Origin of the sequence: Agromyces sp. GXS1127 (assembly GCF_050565425.1) — a bacterium.
Taxonomy (GTDB): domain Bacteria; phylum Actinomycetota; class Actinomycetes; order Actinomycetales; family Microbacteriaceae; genus Agromyces.
In genome coordinates, this window is sequence record NZ_JBOCIG010000005.1 from 23,052 (window position 1) to 38,790 (window position 15,739).

14 protein-coding genes are annotated in these 15,739 nt (G+C 72.3%); 3 read left to right on the plus strand and 11 right to left on the minus strand.

What is annotated here, in order from left to right; all coding sequences use genetic code 11:
- Window positions 1-16 precede the first annotated feature (16 nt).
- The 8 genes from ACQ393_RS10330 to ACQ393_RS10365 form a co-directional block, all read right to left on the minus strand.
- Window positions 17-754: a phosphatase PAP2 family protein gene (locus ACQ393_RS10330; RefSeq protein WP_430646749.1), complete on the minus strand. Its 738-nt coding sequence runs from the start codon at window positions 752-754 to the stop codon at window positions 17-19.
- Window positions 741-1,547 (minus strand): phosphatase PAP2 family protein, encoded by an 807-nt coding sequence (locus tag ACQ393_RS10335; protein WP_430646750.1) that lies wholly within the window; start codon window positions 1,545-1,547, stop codon window positions 741-743. The genes ACQ393_RS10330 and ACQ393_RS10335 overlap by 14 nt, the downstream gene beginning before the upstream one ends.
- Window positions 1,548-1,639: 92 nt before the next feature.
- A complete protein-coding gene (locus tag ACQ393_RS10340; RefSeq protein WP_155053021.1) occupies window positions 1,640-1,807 on the minus strand; it encodes a methionine/alanine import family NSS transporter small subunit in 168 nt (55 codons plus the stop codon).
- Window positions 1,804-3,402: a sodium-dependent transporter gene (locus ACQ393_RS10345; RefSeq protein ID WP_430646751.1), complete on the minus strand. Its 1,599-nt coding sequence runs from the start codon at window positions 3,400-3,402 to the stop codon at window positions 1,804-1,806. The genes ACQ393_RS10340 and ACQ393_RS10345 overlap by 4 nt, the downstream gene beginning before the upstream one ends.
- Window positions 3,403-3,548: 146 nt before the next feature.
- Window positions 3,549-5,039 carry a DUF2252 domain-containing protein gene (locus tag ACQ393_RS10350; RefSeq protein WP_430646752.1) on the minus strand — a complete coding sequence of 497 codons (1,491 nt, stop codon included), beginning with the start codon at window positions 5,037-5,039 and terminating at the stop codon, window positions 3,549-3,551.
- Window positions 5,036-6,826 carry an MFS transporter gene (locus ACQ393_RS10355; protein ID WP_430646753.1) on the minus strand — a complete coding sequence of 597 codons (1,791 nt, stop codon included), beginning with the start codon at window positions 6,824-6,826 and terminating at the stop codon, window positions 5,036-5,038. Before ACQ393_RS10355 ends, ACQ393_RS10350 begins: the two co-directional genes overlap by 4 nt.
- Window positions 6,801-7,640 carry a class II glutamine amidotransferase gene (locus tag ACQ393_RS10360; protein WP_430646755.1) on the minus strand — a complete coding sequence of 280 codons (840 nt, stop codon included), beginning with the start codon at window positions 7,638-7,640 and terminating at the stop codon, window positions 6,801-6,803. The genes ACQ393_RS10355 and ACQ393_RS10360 overlap by 26 nt, the downstream gene beginning before the upstream one ends.
- A gap of 84 nt (window positions 7,641-7,724) precedes the next feature.
- Window positions 7,725-8,993, minus strand: a complete 1,269-nt coding sequence (locus ACQ393_RS10365; protein ID WP_430646756.1) for a serine hydrolase domain-containing protein — start codon at window positions 8,991-8,993, stop codon at window positions 7,725-7,727.
- A 241-nt stretch (window positions 8,994-9,234) separates the two neighbouring features.
- On the opposite strand from ACQ393_RS10365, the gene ACQ393_RS10370 reads away from it, so the two are divergent.
- Complete coding sequence (locus ACQ393_RS10370) at window positions 9,235-9,642, plus strand: DUF4383 domain-containing protein (RefSeq protein ID WP_430646757.1); 408 nt, start codon at window positions 9,235-9,237, stop codon at window positions 9,640-9,642.
- Window positions 9,643-9,652: 10 nt separating this feature from the next.
- Window positions 9,653-10,264, plus strand: a complete 612-nt coding sequence (locus ACQ393_RS10375) for a hypothetical protein (RefSeq protein WP_430646758.1) — start codon at window positions 9,653-9,655, stop codon at window positions 10,262-10,264.
- Window positions 10,265-10,463: 199 nt separating this feature from the next.
- Here ACQ393_RS10375 and ACQ393_RS10380 read toward each other — a convergent pair whose 3' ends face one another.
- Entirely contained in the window at window positions 10,464-11,780 is a 1,317-nt protein-coding gene (locus ACQ393_RS10380; RefSeq protein ID WP_430646759.1) for an ATP-dependent DNA helicase, read from the minus strand.
- Between the two features lie 199 nt (window positions 11,781-11,979).
- On the opposite strand from ACQ393_RS10380, the gene ACQ393_RS10385 reads away from it, so the two are divergent.
- Window positions 11,980-13,029: a hypothetical protein gene (locus tag ACQ393_RS10385; protein ID WP_430646760.1), complete on the plus strand. Its 1,050-nt coding sequence runs from the start codon at window positions 11,980-11,982 to the stop codon at window positions 13,027-13,029.
- 77 nt (window positions 13,030-13,106) lie between these two features.
- Here the strand turns inward: ACQ393_RS10385 and ACQ393_RS10390 are convergent, their stop codons facing one another.
- Window positions 13,107-15,101, minus strand: a complete 1,995-nt coding sequence (locus ACQ393_RS10390; protein WP_430646761.1) for a cytochrome c oxidase assembly protein — start codon at window positions 15,099-15,101, stop codon at window positions 13,107-13,109.
- A 220-nt stretch (window positions 15,102-15,321) separates the two neighbouring features.
- Complete coding sequence (locus tag ACQ393_RS10395; RefSeq protein WP_129233735.1) at window positions 15,322-15,609, minus strand: HU family DNA-binding protein; 288 nt, start codon at window positions 15,607-15,609, stop codon at window positions 15,322-15,324.
- Window positions 15,610-15,739: the final 130 nt, after the last annotated feature.

The window sequence follows — 15,739 nt, forward strand, 5'->3', positions numbered from 1 at the left end:
CGGCGCGCCCGATCCGTCAGCTCGTCGCAGCAGGCTCCGCGGGCCGCCAGATCGGCTGGTGCGGCAATCGGTTCTCGCGATAGAGCCGGTAGGCGAACGGCGCCCAGACGACGAGCGCGGCGCCCGCGCCGACGAGCGCACCGCCGACGGTGTCGCTCAGCCAGTGCGCGCCGAGGTACATGCGGCTCAGCATCATGAGGACGGTCCACGCGATGCCCGCGACCCACACCCAGGTGCGCATGAAGATCAGGCCCAGCGCGGTCGCGATGAGCGCCGCCGCCGAGCTGTGCCCGGATGGGAAGGAGCCGAAGTCGGGATGGACGAGGATGTCCTCCGGCCGGACGCGGCCGACCGTCACCTTCACGAGCCTCGTCACCCCCGCGCTCGCGAGCGCCGCGACGCCGAAGTAGAGCGCCGCCCACGGGCGGCGCCAGACGAGCAGCGCGGCCGCGATGACGATCGGGAAGACGACGTTCGACAGCAGTCCGCCGCCGAGCACGTCGAGGGCGAGTGCGACCGTGGTCACGGCGGGCGTCCTCGCCGCCGCGAGCGCGGTCATCAGGTCGACCTCGAAGCCGAACGCCTGCCGCTCGGAGTAGACGATCACGACGCCGACGAGCCCGACCGCGACGAGCGCGATGATGCCCGCCACGAGCCACGGCCGACGGCTGACCCGCAACGGGGCCGGGGCGTGCGAGTGACCGGAGTGGTCCGCACCCGCGCCGGGCGTCGCCTCGGCGTCATCCGCGCTCATCGCGACCCCACATCTCGGGTCGCCGGTCCGACTCGGCGATCTGCTCCGCCGTGCCGACGCGAACGGTGCGCCACGTGTCGACCGCGATCACGAGGCCGAGCACCACCAGCGAGAGGAAGATCGAACCGAGCGCATCGGTCGCCCAGTGGTAGCCGAGGTAGATCCGGCACGCGGCGGTGAGCAGCACGATCGCGGTGGCCGTGACGAAGGCGAGCGTCGTGACGACGGGCCGTCGATGCCTCGAGAAGACGAGGTACGTGCCGATGAAGAGGAAGTCGGCCACGCCCATCACGTGCCCCGACGGGAACGACGAGGTCGGGTCGTACCCGAAGAGCATCTCGTCGGCCGGCGGCCGATCGCGCGCGATGAGCGGCGCGAGCAGCTGCACCGTGATCACGCCGAGGATCATCCCGCCGGCGAGCAGCAGCGGCCGCCAGGCGTGCTTGGCGAAGACGCCCCAGGCCACGGTCGTCACGAGGATGATGATGGGCATCGCGATCGGCCCGAACACGATCGCCAGGACGATCATGAACGTCGTCAGCCAGTCGTCGCGACCCGAGTCCAGCCACGTCTCGACCGGCTCGTCGATGTACGAGAGGTCGTCGGACTCGAGGATCGAGTCGAGCACCACGAAGAACCCGGTGAGGCCCACGACGACGAGCGCGGCCGCCGTCACGTACAGGTTGCGTCTGGCCCGCGAGGACAGCACCCGTTCCTCGACGATGAACCGCTCGTGGAACCGCGCCCAGCGGCCCGGCTTCTCGGCCTCGGCCTTCGTCTCCGATTCGGCCACGGCGCACCTCCTCTCGGCCCACCGCACCCGCGGGGGTGTCCACAGTATGCCGCGAGCAGGCGCCGCGGCTCAGGGGGTTGCGCCCCCCGCGCCTACGTGTCCCGCTCGACCGGCCCGATGTCCTCGCGGTGGTCGTCCTCGCCGCCGGGCGGGAAGTCGTGCCGGTCGGGCTTCCGGCTGAGCGCCAGCACGCTCACCGTGAACCCGCCCCACACCAGCACGATGGCGAGCACGAGGAAGAAGATCGCCGTCCCGGTCATGACCGGCCCCCCTCCGTCGTCGCGGCGGTATCAGCCCGCGCGGGCGCGTCCGGCAGCGGCGGCCACGGCCGGAACCCGTCGGGACTGCGTCGCCAGCGGATGGCCGTCAACCCGAGCGCCATGACGAGGATCACCAGCACCGTGCCCCAGCCGACCGCGAGGAGGTACCACTCGGGGTAGCCCCCGTAGCCCTCGACCACGAGCGAGACGATCCGCGAGATCAGCATGTAGCCGAGGATGACCGGCGCCAGCACGCCCGCGAGCAGCGTCCAGACGCCGCCGACGCGGAACGTCGACACGGCGTTCAGGTGGTACCTGAGCTCGTGCCCCTTGCGGAGCACCCAGAAGGCGAAGATCCCGGTGAGCACGGCGGATGCCACGATGCCGATGTTGTTCGCCCAGTTGTCGACCGTGTCGAGGGCGATGAGGCCCGTGGTCGTCGAGAAGAGCAGCACCGAGAGCACCATCGCGACGATGCCGACCCGGGCCGCCGCCTGGCGCGGCGAGAGCCCGAACTTCTCCTGGAACCCGGCGGAGACCACCTGCAGCACCGACAGCAGCGAGGTGAACCCCGCCATCGCGAGCGAGCCGAAGAACAGCACGCCGAAGATCGGGCCGCCCGGCATCTGCGACACGATCGCCGGGAACGTGATGAACGACAACCCGACGCCGGTGAGTCCCTCCAGCTCGGCGACATCCACCCCCTGCTCGAAGGCGAAGAACCCGAGCGTGGCGAACACGCCGATGCCGGCGAGGATCTCGAACGACGAGTTCGCGAACGCGACGACGAGGCCCGGGGTGGTGAGGTTGGCGCGGCGCTTCCGGTAGGAGGCGTAGGTGATCATGATGCCGAACGCGATCGAGAGCGAGAAGAAGATCTGGCTGTACGCCGCGATCCACACGTTCGGATCGCCGAGCGCCGAGAAGTCGGGCGTGAACAGCGCGTTCAGGCCGTCGGCCGCGCCGTCGAGGAACAGCGCGCGCACGACGAGCGCCGCGAAGGCGACCACGAGCAGCGGCAGGAAGATCACGTTGATGCGCTGCACGCCGCGGGCGACGCCGAACGCGAGGACCACGATCGCGGCCACCCAGATGAGCACGAGCGGGATGAGCACGCCCGGCACGAACACGAACGACAGGCCCGGGTCGCCGACCTGCAGGTAGTCGCCCGTCAGGAAGCCCGCGGTGTCGTCGCCCCACCGGAGGTCGAACGAGAACACGAAGTAGCTCGCGGCCCACGCGATGACCACCGTGTAGTACAGCGCGATCACGAAGCAGATCGCGACCTGGAACCAGCCGAGGCTCTCGAGCCACTTCAGTCGGCCGCCGCCGAGCCGCCGGAACGCCGTCGGCGCCGAACCTCGGAAGCGGTGTCCGAGGGCGTAGTCGAGGAACAGGATCGGGATGCCCGCCGTCACGAGCGCCACGAGGTACGGGATGAGGAACGCGCCGCCGCCGTTCTCGTACGCCACGCCCGGGAACCGCCAGATGTTGCCGAGCCCCACCGCCGACCCGATCGCCGACAGGATGAAGCCGACCTGGCCCGTCCACTGCTCGCGCGGCTGCGTCGCGTGCTCGCCTGCGGTTGCCGACATTCGCGCCTCCCCATGGCCCGTCGCCTGCGGCCGCGGCACCGTCGCCGCGACCCGAACCCCTGAACGCTACCAAGGGCGGGGCGGATGCCGCAGCCTCCGTGCGGTGCGCGTCGCCCCGCGGCATCCGCCCGGCAAGCGGGCCCGGCTCAGAACCGGTCGGCGACGGGCAGGCGACCGGACGCCACGGCCGCGGTGAACGCGGCGAAGTCGCGGTCGTTCTGGTCGGCGTAGTCCGACGCGAAGTCGGCGATCGCGCGGTCGAAGCGGTCGGACGCGCCGAGGTACTCCGCGATCGCGACCCGGTCGCCGGCGCGGGCGTGCGCACGCGCGAGGGTCTCCCCGCACGCCTCCGCGTAGAGCACCGCGCCGGGCGCCTGCATGAGCTCGATGTCGGCCGAGCCCTTCCAGTCGTGCAGCTGGCGGATGTAGAAGTCGCGCTCCACGCCGTCGACGCCGACCACCCGCTGCCAGCCGAGGAACAGGTCGCTCGCGGCCTGCATGAGCCGCTGGCCCTGCACGACGCGCTCGCCGTGCTGGTCGTACCGGCTCGCCGGCAGGAAGCGCTCGAGGACCGACGCCTCGGCCTCCTTGGCCTGGAGGATGAGCGGGTCGTCGTCGCCGCGTCCGCGCAGCAGCACGATCCAGGCCCGGGTGCCGACGCTGCCGACGCCGACGACCTTCCGTGCCATGTGCACGTACTCGAACTCCTCGAGCGGATGCCGCGGCAGCCGCAACGTCGTGCGGTACTGCCGCAGGATGCCGCGCATGATCCGCGGCACGTCCTCGCCCTCGAGTCCGCGCTCGACGAGGTCCTCGACGGGGACGATCAGCGGCGGGTCGGGCGTGATCCGCATCCGCCCGCCCTCGATCGAGACGAGCTTCGAGAAGGCGCGGACGCTGTCGCGCGTGCGCGACTTCGCGAGCACCGCCTCGGTGCGCTTGACCTGGGCCTTGCCCACGCGGTTCGCCTCCCGCTCGCGCCGCAGGCGCAGGCGGATCTCGTCGGCGTCGAGCCGGTCGTACCATGCGTCGAGCACTCGCGCACGGGCCGAGCGGCGCATCCGGTCGCGGTAGGCCCGGACGGCGCCCTGGACGATCCCGCGGCGCTCCTCGACCGTGAAGCCGCGGTGGCGTCCGGCGACCTCGAGGCTCGCCGCGAGTCGCTTGACGTCCCACTCCCACGGGCCGGGCAGGGTCTCGTCGAAGTCGTTGATGTCGAAGACCAGGTCGCGCTCGGGCGAGGCGAACACGCCGAAGTTCGACAGGTGCGCGTCGCCGCAGATCTGCACCGTGATCCCCGAGTCGGGCGTCGACGCCAGGTCGGCCGCCATGATCAGCGCGGCGCCGCGGAAGAAGTCGAAGGGCGTGCGTCCCATCCGCGCATAGCGGATCGGCACGAGCTCGGGCACGCGCGTCGTCGCCTGCTCCTCGAGCAGCGCGACCGGGTCGGCCCGGTCGGGCGGCGGCGTCCAGCCGGCGTGGGAGCTGCGCGGCGCACGCGCGCGGGCGGCGCGCCCCGCCGAGGCGCGGGCGCCGAAGTCGTCGCGGGGCGCGAGTTCCTCGATCCCGGTCGGATGCGGGCCGGGGTCGGCGTCGGGGCCGGTCGGACGCCCGTCGAACCCCACCGTGGTGCTCATGGCTTCTCCTCCGCGACGACGTCGATCGGGCTTCCGGCGTCGGGATCGCCGGAGCCGTCGGGCCCGGGTGCGTCGCCGAGTCCGCCCTCCCCGCGCTTCGGCGTCCGGCGCCCCGCCGCGGTCGATCCCTCGACGACGTCGGGGATGCCGCGAGAGAAGAGCAGCGCGAGCAGGGCGATCCCGATGAGGCCGACGAATGCGACCCGGAGCGACTGCAGCTGCGCCTGGCGGTAGGTCTCGGCGAGCGTCTCCGCGTCGGCCGAGCCGAGGCCCGCATCCTCGGCGATCCCCTCCACCGCCGACGCGGGCACCAGGTCGACGCCGCCGGACGTCGCCTCGGCCACGGCCTCCCGCACGTCGGCGGGCAGTTCGCTCGTGGCGACCCCGCCGGCGAAGGACGTCGCGAGCGCGCCGATCAGCACCGAGCCGATGAGCGCGGTGCCGAGCGACGAGCCGAGGTTCTGGAACACGCCCTGCATGCCGCCGACCTCGCTCGACTTCTCGGGCCCGACACTCGACATGTTCACGTTGCCGAGCTGCGAGGCGAGGAGGCCGAGGGCGGCGCCCGCGATGAACATCCCGATGCTGAACGCGACGTGGCGGAGCTCCTCGTCGACCGACGCGAGCAGGAGCACGGCCGACCCCACCAGCACGACCTGTCCGACGCGGACGATCCGACGCGGCGACCACACGCGCGACAGCCGCGTGCCGGCGAACGAGAAGACGATGAGCGAGACCGAGAGCGGGAAGATCCGGATGCCGGTCTGCAGCGCGTCGAGCCCGAGGGTCATCTGGAGGTAGACGGGCACCATGAAGAAGAGGCCCGCCGTCACCGCGTACTGCGCGCCGAGCGCCGCGAGCCCGCTCCGCAGGCGGTCGATGCGGAGGAGCGAGACATCGAGGAACGGCTCGCGCCCGCGCTCGATCAGCCGGCGCTGCCGCCCCGCGAACCAGGCGAGCAGCACCCCGCCGAGGAGGATCAGCCAGGTCGTGAGCGAGATGCCGAGCGGCTCGATCGGCACGCCGTTCACCTCCGGCGAGTCCAGCGGGATGATCCAGCCCCACGTCTTGCTCTGCAGCATGCCGAGCACGATCGCGATGAGGCCCGCGGAGGAGAGCGCCACGCTGAGCGGGTCGATGCGCAGCCTCGCGGGCGCGTGACGGTCGACGATGCGCCGCGAGAAGAGCACGACGACCGCCATCACGACCACCTCGCCGATGAACACGTACCGCCACGACGCGTACGTCGTGAGGAACCCGCCGATGAGGGGTCCGGCGGCGACCGCGGCACCGGAGGCCGCCCCGATCATGGCGTAGGCCGTGACCCGGGCCCGGCCCTCGTAGTTGTCGGCGATGAGCGCGGCGATCGCGGGGATGACGAGGACGGCGCCGACGCCCTCGACGACGCTCCACCCCGTGAAGAGCACCACGATGTTCGGACTGAGCGCCGTCGTGAGCGACCCGATCGCGTAGATGATCGCGCCGATCACGAACGCGCGCAGCCGCCCCCACACGTCGCCGAGCTTCGCGCCGACGAGCATGAGCGCCGCCATCGTGAGCGTGTAGAACGTGATCGCGGCCTGCATGGCCGACACGGTCGTGTCGAGGTCCTCGACGACCTGGGTGATCGAGACGTTCATCACCGTGCTGTCCAGCACCATCACGAACTGCGCGGCCGAGAGCGCGGCGACCACGACCCATGAGCTCTTCGGCGGCGCGGCGGACGTTCCGTCGGCGGGCGGCGCGCCCTCCGCTCCGGGGTCAGGCTGCGCTTCGGAAGGGCTCATGGTGGTATCCCTCTCGATCGAGGACCGCGATGGTGGACTCCGGGACCTCGACGAAGATTCCCGGCAGGTCGTTCAACGGCTCGGAGACCACGACATGGGCGTGCTCGCCGAAGTGCTCCAGCCGCTCGGCATCCGGGTACATCTCGCGGATCGTGGGGATGTCGACCGAGTGGAAGAGCGTGCGCGACCGGCCCTGGCTGGAGTACCGCAGCGCCCAGATCGTGGCGCCGTCGGCCACCGCGATCGTGCCCTGCATCGGGAACAGGATGCCGTGGTCGCGGCCGACGCGCTCGACGAGGTCGACCGTCGCGCGGAGCGCCGCGACCGGGTCGTCCACCAGCCCGTTCGTGATCGCGAGGTGGAAGAGCACCTCCGAGTCGGTGGTCCCCTTCACCTGCGGGTACAGCGACGGGTCGACCGCGAACGTGAGGTCGCGCTTGACCTTCGCGAAGTCGCCCAGGAAGCCGTTGTGCATGAACAGCCAGTTCTCCCAGCGGAACGGATGGCAGTTCGTGCGCTGGATCGGCGGCCCGGCGGCGGCCCGGACGTGGCTGAAGAACAGCGGGCTCTCGATCGCCCGGGCGAGCTCGCGCACGTTCTCGTCGTTCCACGCCGGCTCGGTGCTGTGGAAGACCGCCGGGATGCTCCCGGCCACCGCGCCGGGCGGGTACCAGCCGATCCCGAAGCCGTCGCCGTTCACCGTCTCGGCGCCGAGCGGCGAGTCGAGCGACTGCGCGACGAGCGAGTGGGTCGAGTCGAGCAGGACCGCGGAGGTCCTCAGCGGCTCACCCGAGTACGCCAGCCATCGGCACATGCGAACGCCTCCCCCCGGTGCGGAGCCCGCTCCGCGTCGGCGCCATTCTGGACCCGGGCGGTTCCGCGCGATGGGTCGAAGGTCTCATTCCTCGGTTTCCGCCGGGAGCGGGCAGGCCGCGGCATCCGTCATGCGCTGCGTCGCCTGCTCGAGCGACCATGGCAGCTCGACGAGCGGACGGTCGCGACCCTCGACGGGCGCGGCCTTCGACGCGATGGAGGCGAGGGCGAACGCCGCCTCGCGGACGAGCCGCTCGCCGCCCGTCGAGTTGTTCAGCGCGAGGACGACGGTGAGGCCCGTCGCGGGGTCGGTGAACATCGCGGAGAGCGCGCCGGTCGACTCGCCGGCGACCCCGCGCAGCGGCCCGTACTGCTGGGCGCCGATGCCCTGGGCCTGCCACCCGGGCGCGTCGCCGCCGAGCGGCAGGAGCGTCCAGGCGTCGCGCGCGGTGGGCTCCGTGAACATCGCCCCGGTGGCGTAGGACTCGCTGATGGCCTTGGCGTCGGTCAGCGTCGTGCGCGCGCCCGAGGCCGTGCCGCCGATGGAGCTCGAGCGCTCCGACACGTCGACGATCGCGTCGCACGCGGGCGTGCCGCCCGAGTAGGCCGCGGCGTAGCCGCCGAGCGCGCCGCGGTACGTCGTGCTCGACGCCGAGGGCAGGGTCGTCGACTCGAGCTCGAGCGGCCCGAGCACGTACTCCTCGGCGAGCTCCGACCACGACTTCCCGGTCCGCTCCTCGAGCGCGGCCGTCAGGAGCAGGATGCCCGTGCGCGACTCCGCCCACGTCTCGCCGGGCGCGCCCTTCCGGCCCGAGGCGAGGCCGCTCGCGATCAGCTCGTTCGCGGGCCAGATGCGCTCGGGGTTCTTCACGAAGTGCGCGCGCAGCGGCGCGTAGTAGTCGGCGATGCCCGAGCGGTTGCGGCACAGCTGCTCGAGCGTGATCCCGTCGAGTCCGGGGATGCCGCGGACCAGCTCGTCGACCGGCTCGTCGAGTTCGACGATCCCCGCGTCGACGAGCCGGAGCATGATCGCGCAGGTGAGCTGTCCGGTCCCGTCGGCGAGCTGGAACTGCGTGGCCGCGGTGACCTCGGCCGCGCCGTCGCCGAAGTCGACCGTGCCCGTCCCGGTCGTCCAGCTGCCGGCCCAGGGCGCCCAGACGCCGGCGACCGCACCGCTCGACCCGCTGAGGCGGACGGCCTCGGCGAGGGTGGCCTCGAGCTGCTCCGTGACGTCGCCGTCGAAGGTCGCCTCGACCTGGGCGAAGTCGGCGGCGGGATCCTCGGCTCCGGTGCAGGCGGCGAGGCTCGCCAGCGCGAACGCCGACGCCAGCGTCGCGGCGACCAGCCGACGCATCCGCCCTGTACCTGCAGCCACTACGCCCCCCGCCGTGTGTCCGCTGCGATTGTAACCCGGTCGCGCCGCGCGACCGCCTGTCGCCCCGCGACCCGCCCGGCACTCCGGGCGGCGGGCGGCGCCTCCTGTCCCCCGGCGGCATGCGGCGAGCGGTCGCCCGACGGGATCCGAACCGCGCGCCGGAGCGCGCCGAATCCCTTCCAGCACGGCGACCGCCGCGCGACGACAAGGAGGCATCGCCATGAAGAACTCACCCAACCGCATCGCCGCGACCGTGTTCGGCGCGGTCTACGTCCTGGTGGGCCTGCTCGGCTTCGCCGTCACCGGCGGCGTCGGATTCATCGCCACCGAGGGCGGCCTGCTGCTCGGCGTGTTCGCCGTCAACCCGCTGCACAACATCGCCCACCTTGCGATCGGCGCTGCGCTGCTCATCGCCGGCCTGTCGAACGTCGCCGCCGCGAAGGCCGTGAACGCCGTCGTCGGCGCCGCGTACCTGCTGCTCGGCGTCGTCGGCTTCTTCATCGCCGGCACGCCGGCGAACATCCTCGCGCTCAACACGCCCGACCACTTCCTGCACCTGGCCAGCGCGATCGTGCTGCTCGGCGTGGGCGTCGGCGCCGAGCGCTCCGCACGCGTGGCCACGGCGTAGGGGGCCGGCCATGCACGCACCGGCGACGATGACCCGGACCTGGCCCATGCTCGCCGCCCTCGGCGGCGGCCTGGTCGGCACGGCCCTCGCCGCCGGTGCCGGGGGTGCACCGCGGGTCGTCCTGGCCGGGCTCGGCGTCGCCGCGCTCGGCTGGGGCGTCCTGTCCCTCCGCGCGGGCCGCCCGCTCGCCCCGCCCGCCACGCTCGCGGCGTCGGTCGCCGCGCTGCTGCTGGCGGGTGCGGCCGTGGCGTCCGGTTCGATGTCGGACGTCCCGGGCCTCCCGCTCGCGACGGCCTGCGTGTTCCTCGCGGCGGTCGCACTGTCCGTCGCGCCCGCCGCACGACGTGGGCGTGCGGTGACGGCGAAGCCGGAGGCATCCGCCGGCGATCGCGCCGCGGTCGCCTGTCGCCGACCGGCACGCCCCTCCCCCGCCGCCGAGGCCCGGCGCTCGCTCGCGGGCCTCGCGATCGGCGCCGCCCTCGTCTCGGCGCTCGCCACGCCGGCCCTCGCCGCCACCGAGGCCGGACGCTCCGCCGTGCCGCACGGCGAGCACGGCACGATCGACGCGCCGGTCGACCCGACCGGCCGCACCGGCCGCACGGACCACACGGACCACCACTGATCCCACCGACCGCGGCCGGGGGCGCGTGGCGATGACGCCCCCGGTCGCTCCCCTTCGGAGGAGGATCCGCGATCCGCAGGACGGGACCCGCACCGGGCTCCTGTGCATCGCGGATGTTCCGGTGAACCGAAGGCCGGCGGCGGCGACCGGACGGCGGCGACCGCCGACCGAACGGCCGCGACCGCACCGCGACCGCCGCTCAGGCCGGCAGTTCGTCGGCCGTGCCGAGGTCGCGGCTCGCGCCCGACATGAACCGTTCGACGTCGCGGTCCACGATGATGTCGCGCGGCACGAGCGGGCGGGCGAGGTACAGGCCCTCCAGACTCGTGAGCCGCGAGAGCGCGACGTAGGTCTGCCCGGGGCTGAACACCCGCGACCCGAGGTCGACGATCGCGGTGTCGTAGCTGGCGCCCTGCGACTTGTGGATCGTGACCGCCCACGCCAGCCGCAACGGGAACTGCGTGAACTCCGCGACGACGTCGCGCGCGAGCTTCTTCGCGACCGGATCCCACGAGTACCGGTACTTCTCCCACGTCGCCGGCTCGACCTCGTGCTCCTCGCCGTCGACCTCGACGCGCACCTCGCGCTCGAGCGACGTGACCGTGCCGATCGTGCCGTTCACCCAGCGCGGCGCCTCGCCCCAGCCGCCGGTGTCGTTGCGCAGGAACATGACCTGCGCGCCGACCTTCAGCTCCAGCCGCTCGTCGGCCGGGTAGCCGCGGCCGCCGAACTCGCCGTTCACGTCGGCCTCGTTCGCGATCGAGTGCCCGGGCAGTCGGTGCAGCGCCGCGCGGTTGATCCGGTTGACCGTCTCGTTCGTGGTGGCGAGCGTGATCGCGCCGTGCTCCGGCAGTGGCCGCCGCGCCCCCGTATCGTTCAGCACGCCGGCGATCTCGGCCGTGACCATCCCGTGGCGCACCGCGTTGAGCATGTGCTTGAACGCGTCGTCGTGCTGCCGGTGGATCTCCCCGAGCTCGTAGATCCGCAGGTCGGCCTCGCTCCAGACCTTGGCGTCGAAGAACCACATCGACCGGTACGTGTCGGCGAAGTACCGTCGTTCGTCGCCAGACCCCGGCACGGGCGCCAGCTGGTACGGATCGCCGAACAGCACGACCTGCACTCCCCCGAACGGCTCGTGCGGCCGTTGGCGCGCCTGCCGCAGCGAGCGGTCCATGGCGTCCATCAGGTCGGCGTTCACCATCGAGACTTCGTCGACGACGAGCGTGTCCATCGCGTTGAGGATCTTGCGGACCGCGTCGTTCTGGTCGATCTCGTGGTCGGCGATGACGCCGATCGGGAGCCGGAAGAGCGAGTGGATGGTCTGCCCGCCGACGTTGAGGGCCGCGACGCCGGTCGGCGCGCAGATCACGATCTGCTTCGACGTGTTCCAGTTCAGGTGGTTCAGCAGCGTCGACTTGCCCGTGCCGGCGCGGCCGGTGACGAACACGTGCTCGCGCGTGTGCTCGATCGCCCGGAAGACCGCCTGCTGCTCGGCGGTGAGGGTCACGTGCTGCACGGTGGCGCCTTCGGTTCGCGGTGTCGACGGGTTCGGCCGGCGCTCGCGCGGGCCGCTTCGAGGGGCGGATGCCGCGGGCGGGCGTCTTCACTGTAGACCGCGATCCTGCGGCTCGGCCCGCGGTCGCGGCATCCGTCGTTTCGTCATTCGGCGTTGTGGAGAAACCGGACCGTCACATGCCGCTGTCTAGACTTGCCGGGTGGGGAGCTCGGGCCGCCGTGAGGGACCCCTGTCGCCCGTCGCCATCATCGGGTGGACAGGTCTCGCGGTCATGCTCATCGGGGGGTTCCTCGCCGCGCTCGGCGGCCTCAACCAGAGCCTGTACGGCGCGCCGGCGTTCGTGGAGCGCTACCTCGACGCCATCGCGCGCGACGACATCGTGAGCGCCGCGGCGACGCCGGGCGTGCGACTCGACCAGGGCGACCTCGCCGGCGCCGGCCTGCCCGCCGACATCTCGACCGCGATGCTCCGCTCCCACGTCGTCGACTCCGGTCCGGAGGACGTGCGCGTCATCTCCGACGAGGCCCACGACGACGGCGACCACACCGTGACCGTGAGCTACCGGCTCGACACGGCCATCGTGCAGACCGCGTTCGAGGTCAGCCCCATCGAACCGCTCTACGGCCTGCTGCACCGCTGGGAGTTCGCAACGAGCCCGCTCGCCGTGATCGACGTGACCGCGGCCCAGAGCCCGCTGTTCACCGTCGGCTCGCTCACCCTCGACGCGCGCGCGACGAAGACCGGCGACGAGCTGACGGCGTTCTCGCAGACGGCGCCGTACCTCGCGATCGCCCCGGCCGTGTACGAATTCGCGTACCAGTCGACGCTCCTCGAGGCGCCGCCCGCGCAGGTCATCGCCGAGCCCGGCGCGAGGACCCCGGTCACGGTCGACTCGCTGCCGACCGAGGCCTTCATCGAGCGCGTGCAGGTGAAGGTCGACGAGTACCTCGTCGACCAGTGCGCGAGCCAGCCCGTGCTGCAGCCGGCCGGGTGCCCGTTCGGCGTCGTCGTCGACGACCGCATCGTGGGCGAGCCCGTGTGGACCATCCTCGAGTCGCCGGTGGTCACTCTGGTCCCCGGTGACACGACGTTCGAGATGCCGCCCACTCCCGGGCTCGCCCACATCTCGGTCGAGGTGCAGTCGCTCTTCGACGGCACGTTCTCCACGCTCGAACAGGACGAGTCGTTCACGCTCGCGCTCGACGCGACGGTGCGGCCGGACGGGTCGATCTCGATCCAGCTGCGCTGACGCGCCGGGCGTGCGCCCGGGCGGCGGTGGCGTCGGCGCGGCGGGGCGTGCGGTGCGGCGCCGGCCGTGCGCCGGGTTCAGCGCACCCCGTCGCGCTCCGCGAGGGCCGCGAGCCGCGCGTTGTACTCCTCGAGCTCCGCGTCGCCCGTGCGGTCGGCGTGCCGGTCGCGGCGCTTCGACTCCTTGGCATCGGAGCGCGACCACTGCACGGCGACCGTGATCGCGAGCGCGACCGTCGGGATCTCGCCGATCGACCAGGCGATGCCGCCGCCGACCTGCTGGTCGGCGAGCGCGTCGGTGCCCCAGCCCATCGCGCCGTACCAGTCGGCGAGCATCAGCCCGGTGCCCATCATGATCGCGAGGCCGAAGAACGCGTGGAAGGCCATGGTGCCGAGCAGCAGCAGCAGTCGGAACGGGTACGGCAGCCGGTACGGCACCGGGTCGATGCCGATGAGCGACTGCACGAAGAGGTATCCCGTGATGAGGAAGTGGGTGATCATCCACTCGTGCCCGATGTGGTCCTCCATCGACCAGCGGAACAGCGGCGAGTAGTAGAACACCCAGAGCGACCCGGCGAAGAGCACGGCCGCGACGATCGGGTTCGCGATGATCGACGCGAACCTCGAGTGGACCGCGAGCAGGATCCACTCGCGGCCGCCGCGGCTGCCGTCCTTCCTGGGGCGGATGGCTCGTGCCGCGAGCGTCACGGGCGCACCCGGGACGAGCAGCACCGGCACCGCCATCGTCAGCGCCATGTGGCCGAGCATGTGCGCCGAGAAGAGGTACTGCTCGTACGCGGCGACGCCGCCGCTCGTGATCCAGGCGAGGAGCAGCAGGCCCGCGATCCACAGCACGGTGCGGTAGATCGGCCAGCGGTCGCCGCGGCGATGGAGGCGGACGACGCCGGCCGCGTAGAAGAAGATGCCGAAGCCGCACGCGATGAGCCACAGCAGGTCGGGGCTCCACTCGGTGAAGTAGCGGAGGGTGTCGGGCGCGAGCGGCAGCGGCTCGCCCGTGAGGATCTCGGCGGGCGTGCGCGCGAGCCCGCCCGAGACGTCCTCGTTCACCGGCGTCGCGGTCCGCGCGAGCGCGGCGGCCACGCCCGAGGCGATGCCCATGAACGCGAGCTCGACGACGACGAGCAGCCAGAAGGTGCGGTTCGACGACGATCCGCGCTTCGTCGGTGCGGCGTCGGCGCGCAGCATCCGCCCGATCATGACCCGCCGCTGCGCGGCGCCGAACACGCCCAGCGCGATGAGCGCGGCGACCTTGGCCACGACGAGCACGCCGTACTGCGTCGCGAGCTGGTCCCACGTGCCGATGCGGAGCGCGGCGCTCGCGTACCCGGAGACCGCGACGACGATGAACGCGACGAGCGCGACCGTCGAGTACCGCGAGAGCACGACGCCGAGGCGCTGGCCGTCGAGCGCCGGCTTCAGCAGCACGATCGTCAGGAGTCCGCCGAGCCAGGCTGCGGCGAAGACGAGGTGGAGCCCGAGCGCCGTGATGGCCTCGTTGTGGCCGGTCGCGCCGGCCGCGTGGCCCTGCTGCGCCATGGGCACGAGCGCGACGACCGCGAGCCCGGCGACGAACACGAGCGCGGTGTGGTTGCGGACCGCGAAGCACAGCACCGTGACGGCCGCCGCGATGAGCGTCGTGGTGAGCCACGCCTGGCCGAGCTCGATCGACGTCGCGAACTGCCCGAGCTGCTGGCCGAAGCGATCGCCGAACGAGAACTCGGCACCGGTGACGAGCATGAAGGTCAGCACGCCGGTCGCGGCGCTCGCGACGGTCAGCACGGCAGCGGATGCCGCGGCCACGTCGAGCGCGAGGTCGAACTCGCGGCGCTTCGGGCTGAGCGCCCACACGGCGAGCACCAGCGCGCCGATCATGCCGGCGGCGCCCAGGTTCACGAACAGCTTCGCGATCGGAACGCCCCACCGGGCCACCGGCCCCGGGTCTTGGATCGGGTACGGCTCCGCGCCGCCGCCGTACGAGAGCGCCAGGACCGTCACGGCGAGCGCGACGGCGACGAGTGCGGCTGGGCCGAGCACGCGGGCGGAACGGATCACCGTACGAGCCTAGGCGAGCCCGCTGGGAGCGCGGTGCGGCGCTCTCCGTTCATCGAAACGTCGCAGATGGGGGGCTCAACCCTGCATCCGCGACGTCTCGGCACGCGTGCGAGCCGGTCCGTGCGCGCGACGCGGGCCCGCCGGACACGACGAAGGGGCGCACCGGATGGACCGGGCGCCCCTTCGGGAGTCGCGGAGTGCGTCTGCGGACGCGCGCGGGTTACTTCGCGGCGGCCTTGAGCTTCGAGCCCGCGGTGACCTTGACCGAGTTGCCGGCGGCGATCTGGATGGTCTCACCGGTCTGCGGGTTGCGGCCCGTGCGGGCGGCGCGGTGGGTGCGCTCGACGGCGAGCCAGCCCGGGATCGACACCTTGGTGCCCGAGCCGACCGACTCGGCGAGGGTGTCGAAGAAGCCGTTGAGCACGGCGTCGACGGCCGTCTGGCTCTGGCCCGTCGACGCGGCGATCTTGGCAACGAGCTCCGACTTGTTGAGCGACTTGTCAGCCATTGAATGTCCTCCTCGGACCTTCGCTGTTGATACAGCTGTCGTGTGGAAACACGGAAACGGATCGTGTCGATCGCCCCCGTAGCCGTTCAGGCCGCCTCGAATGTAGCAGAGTCCCGCGGAAACACGCGGA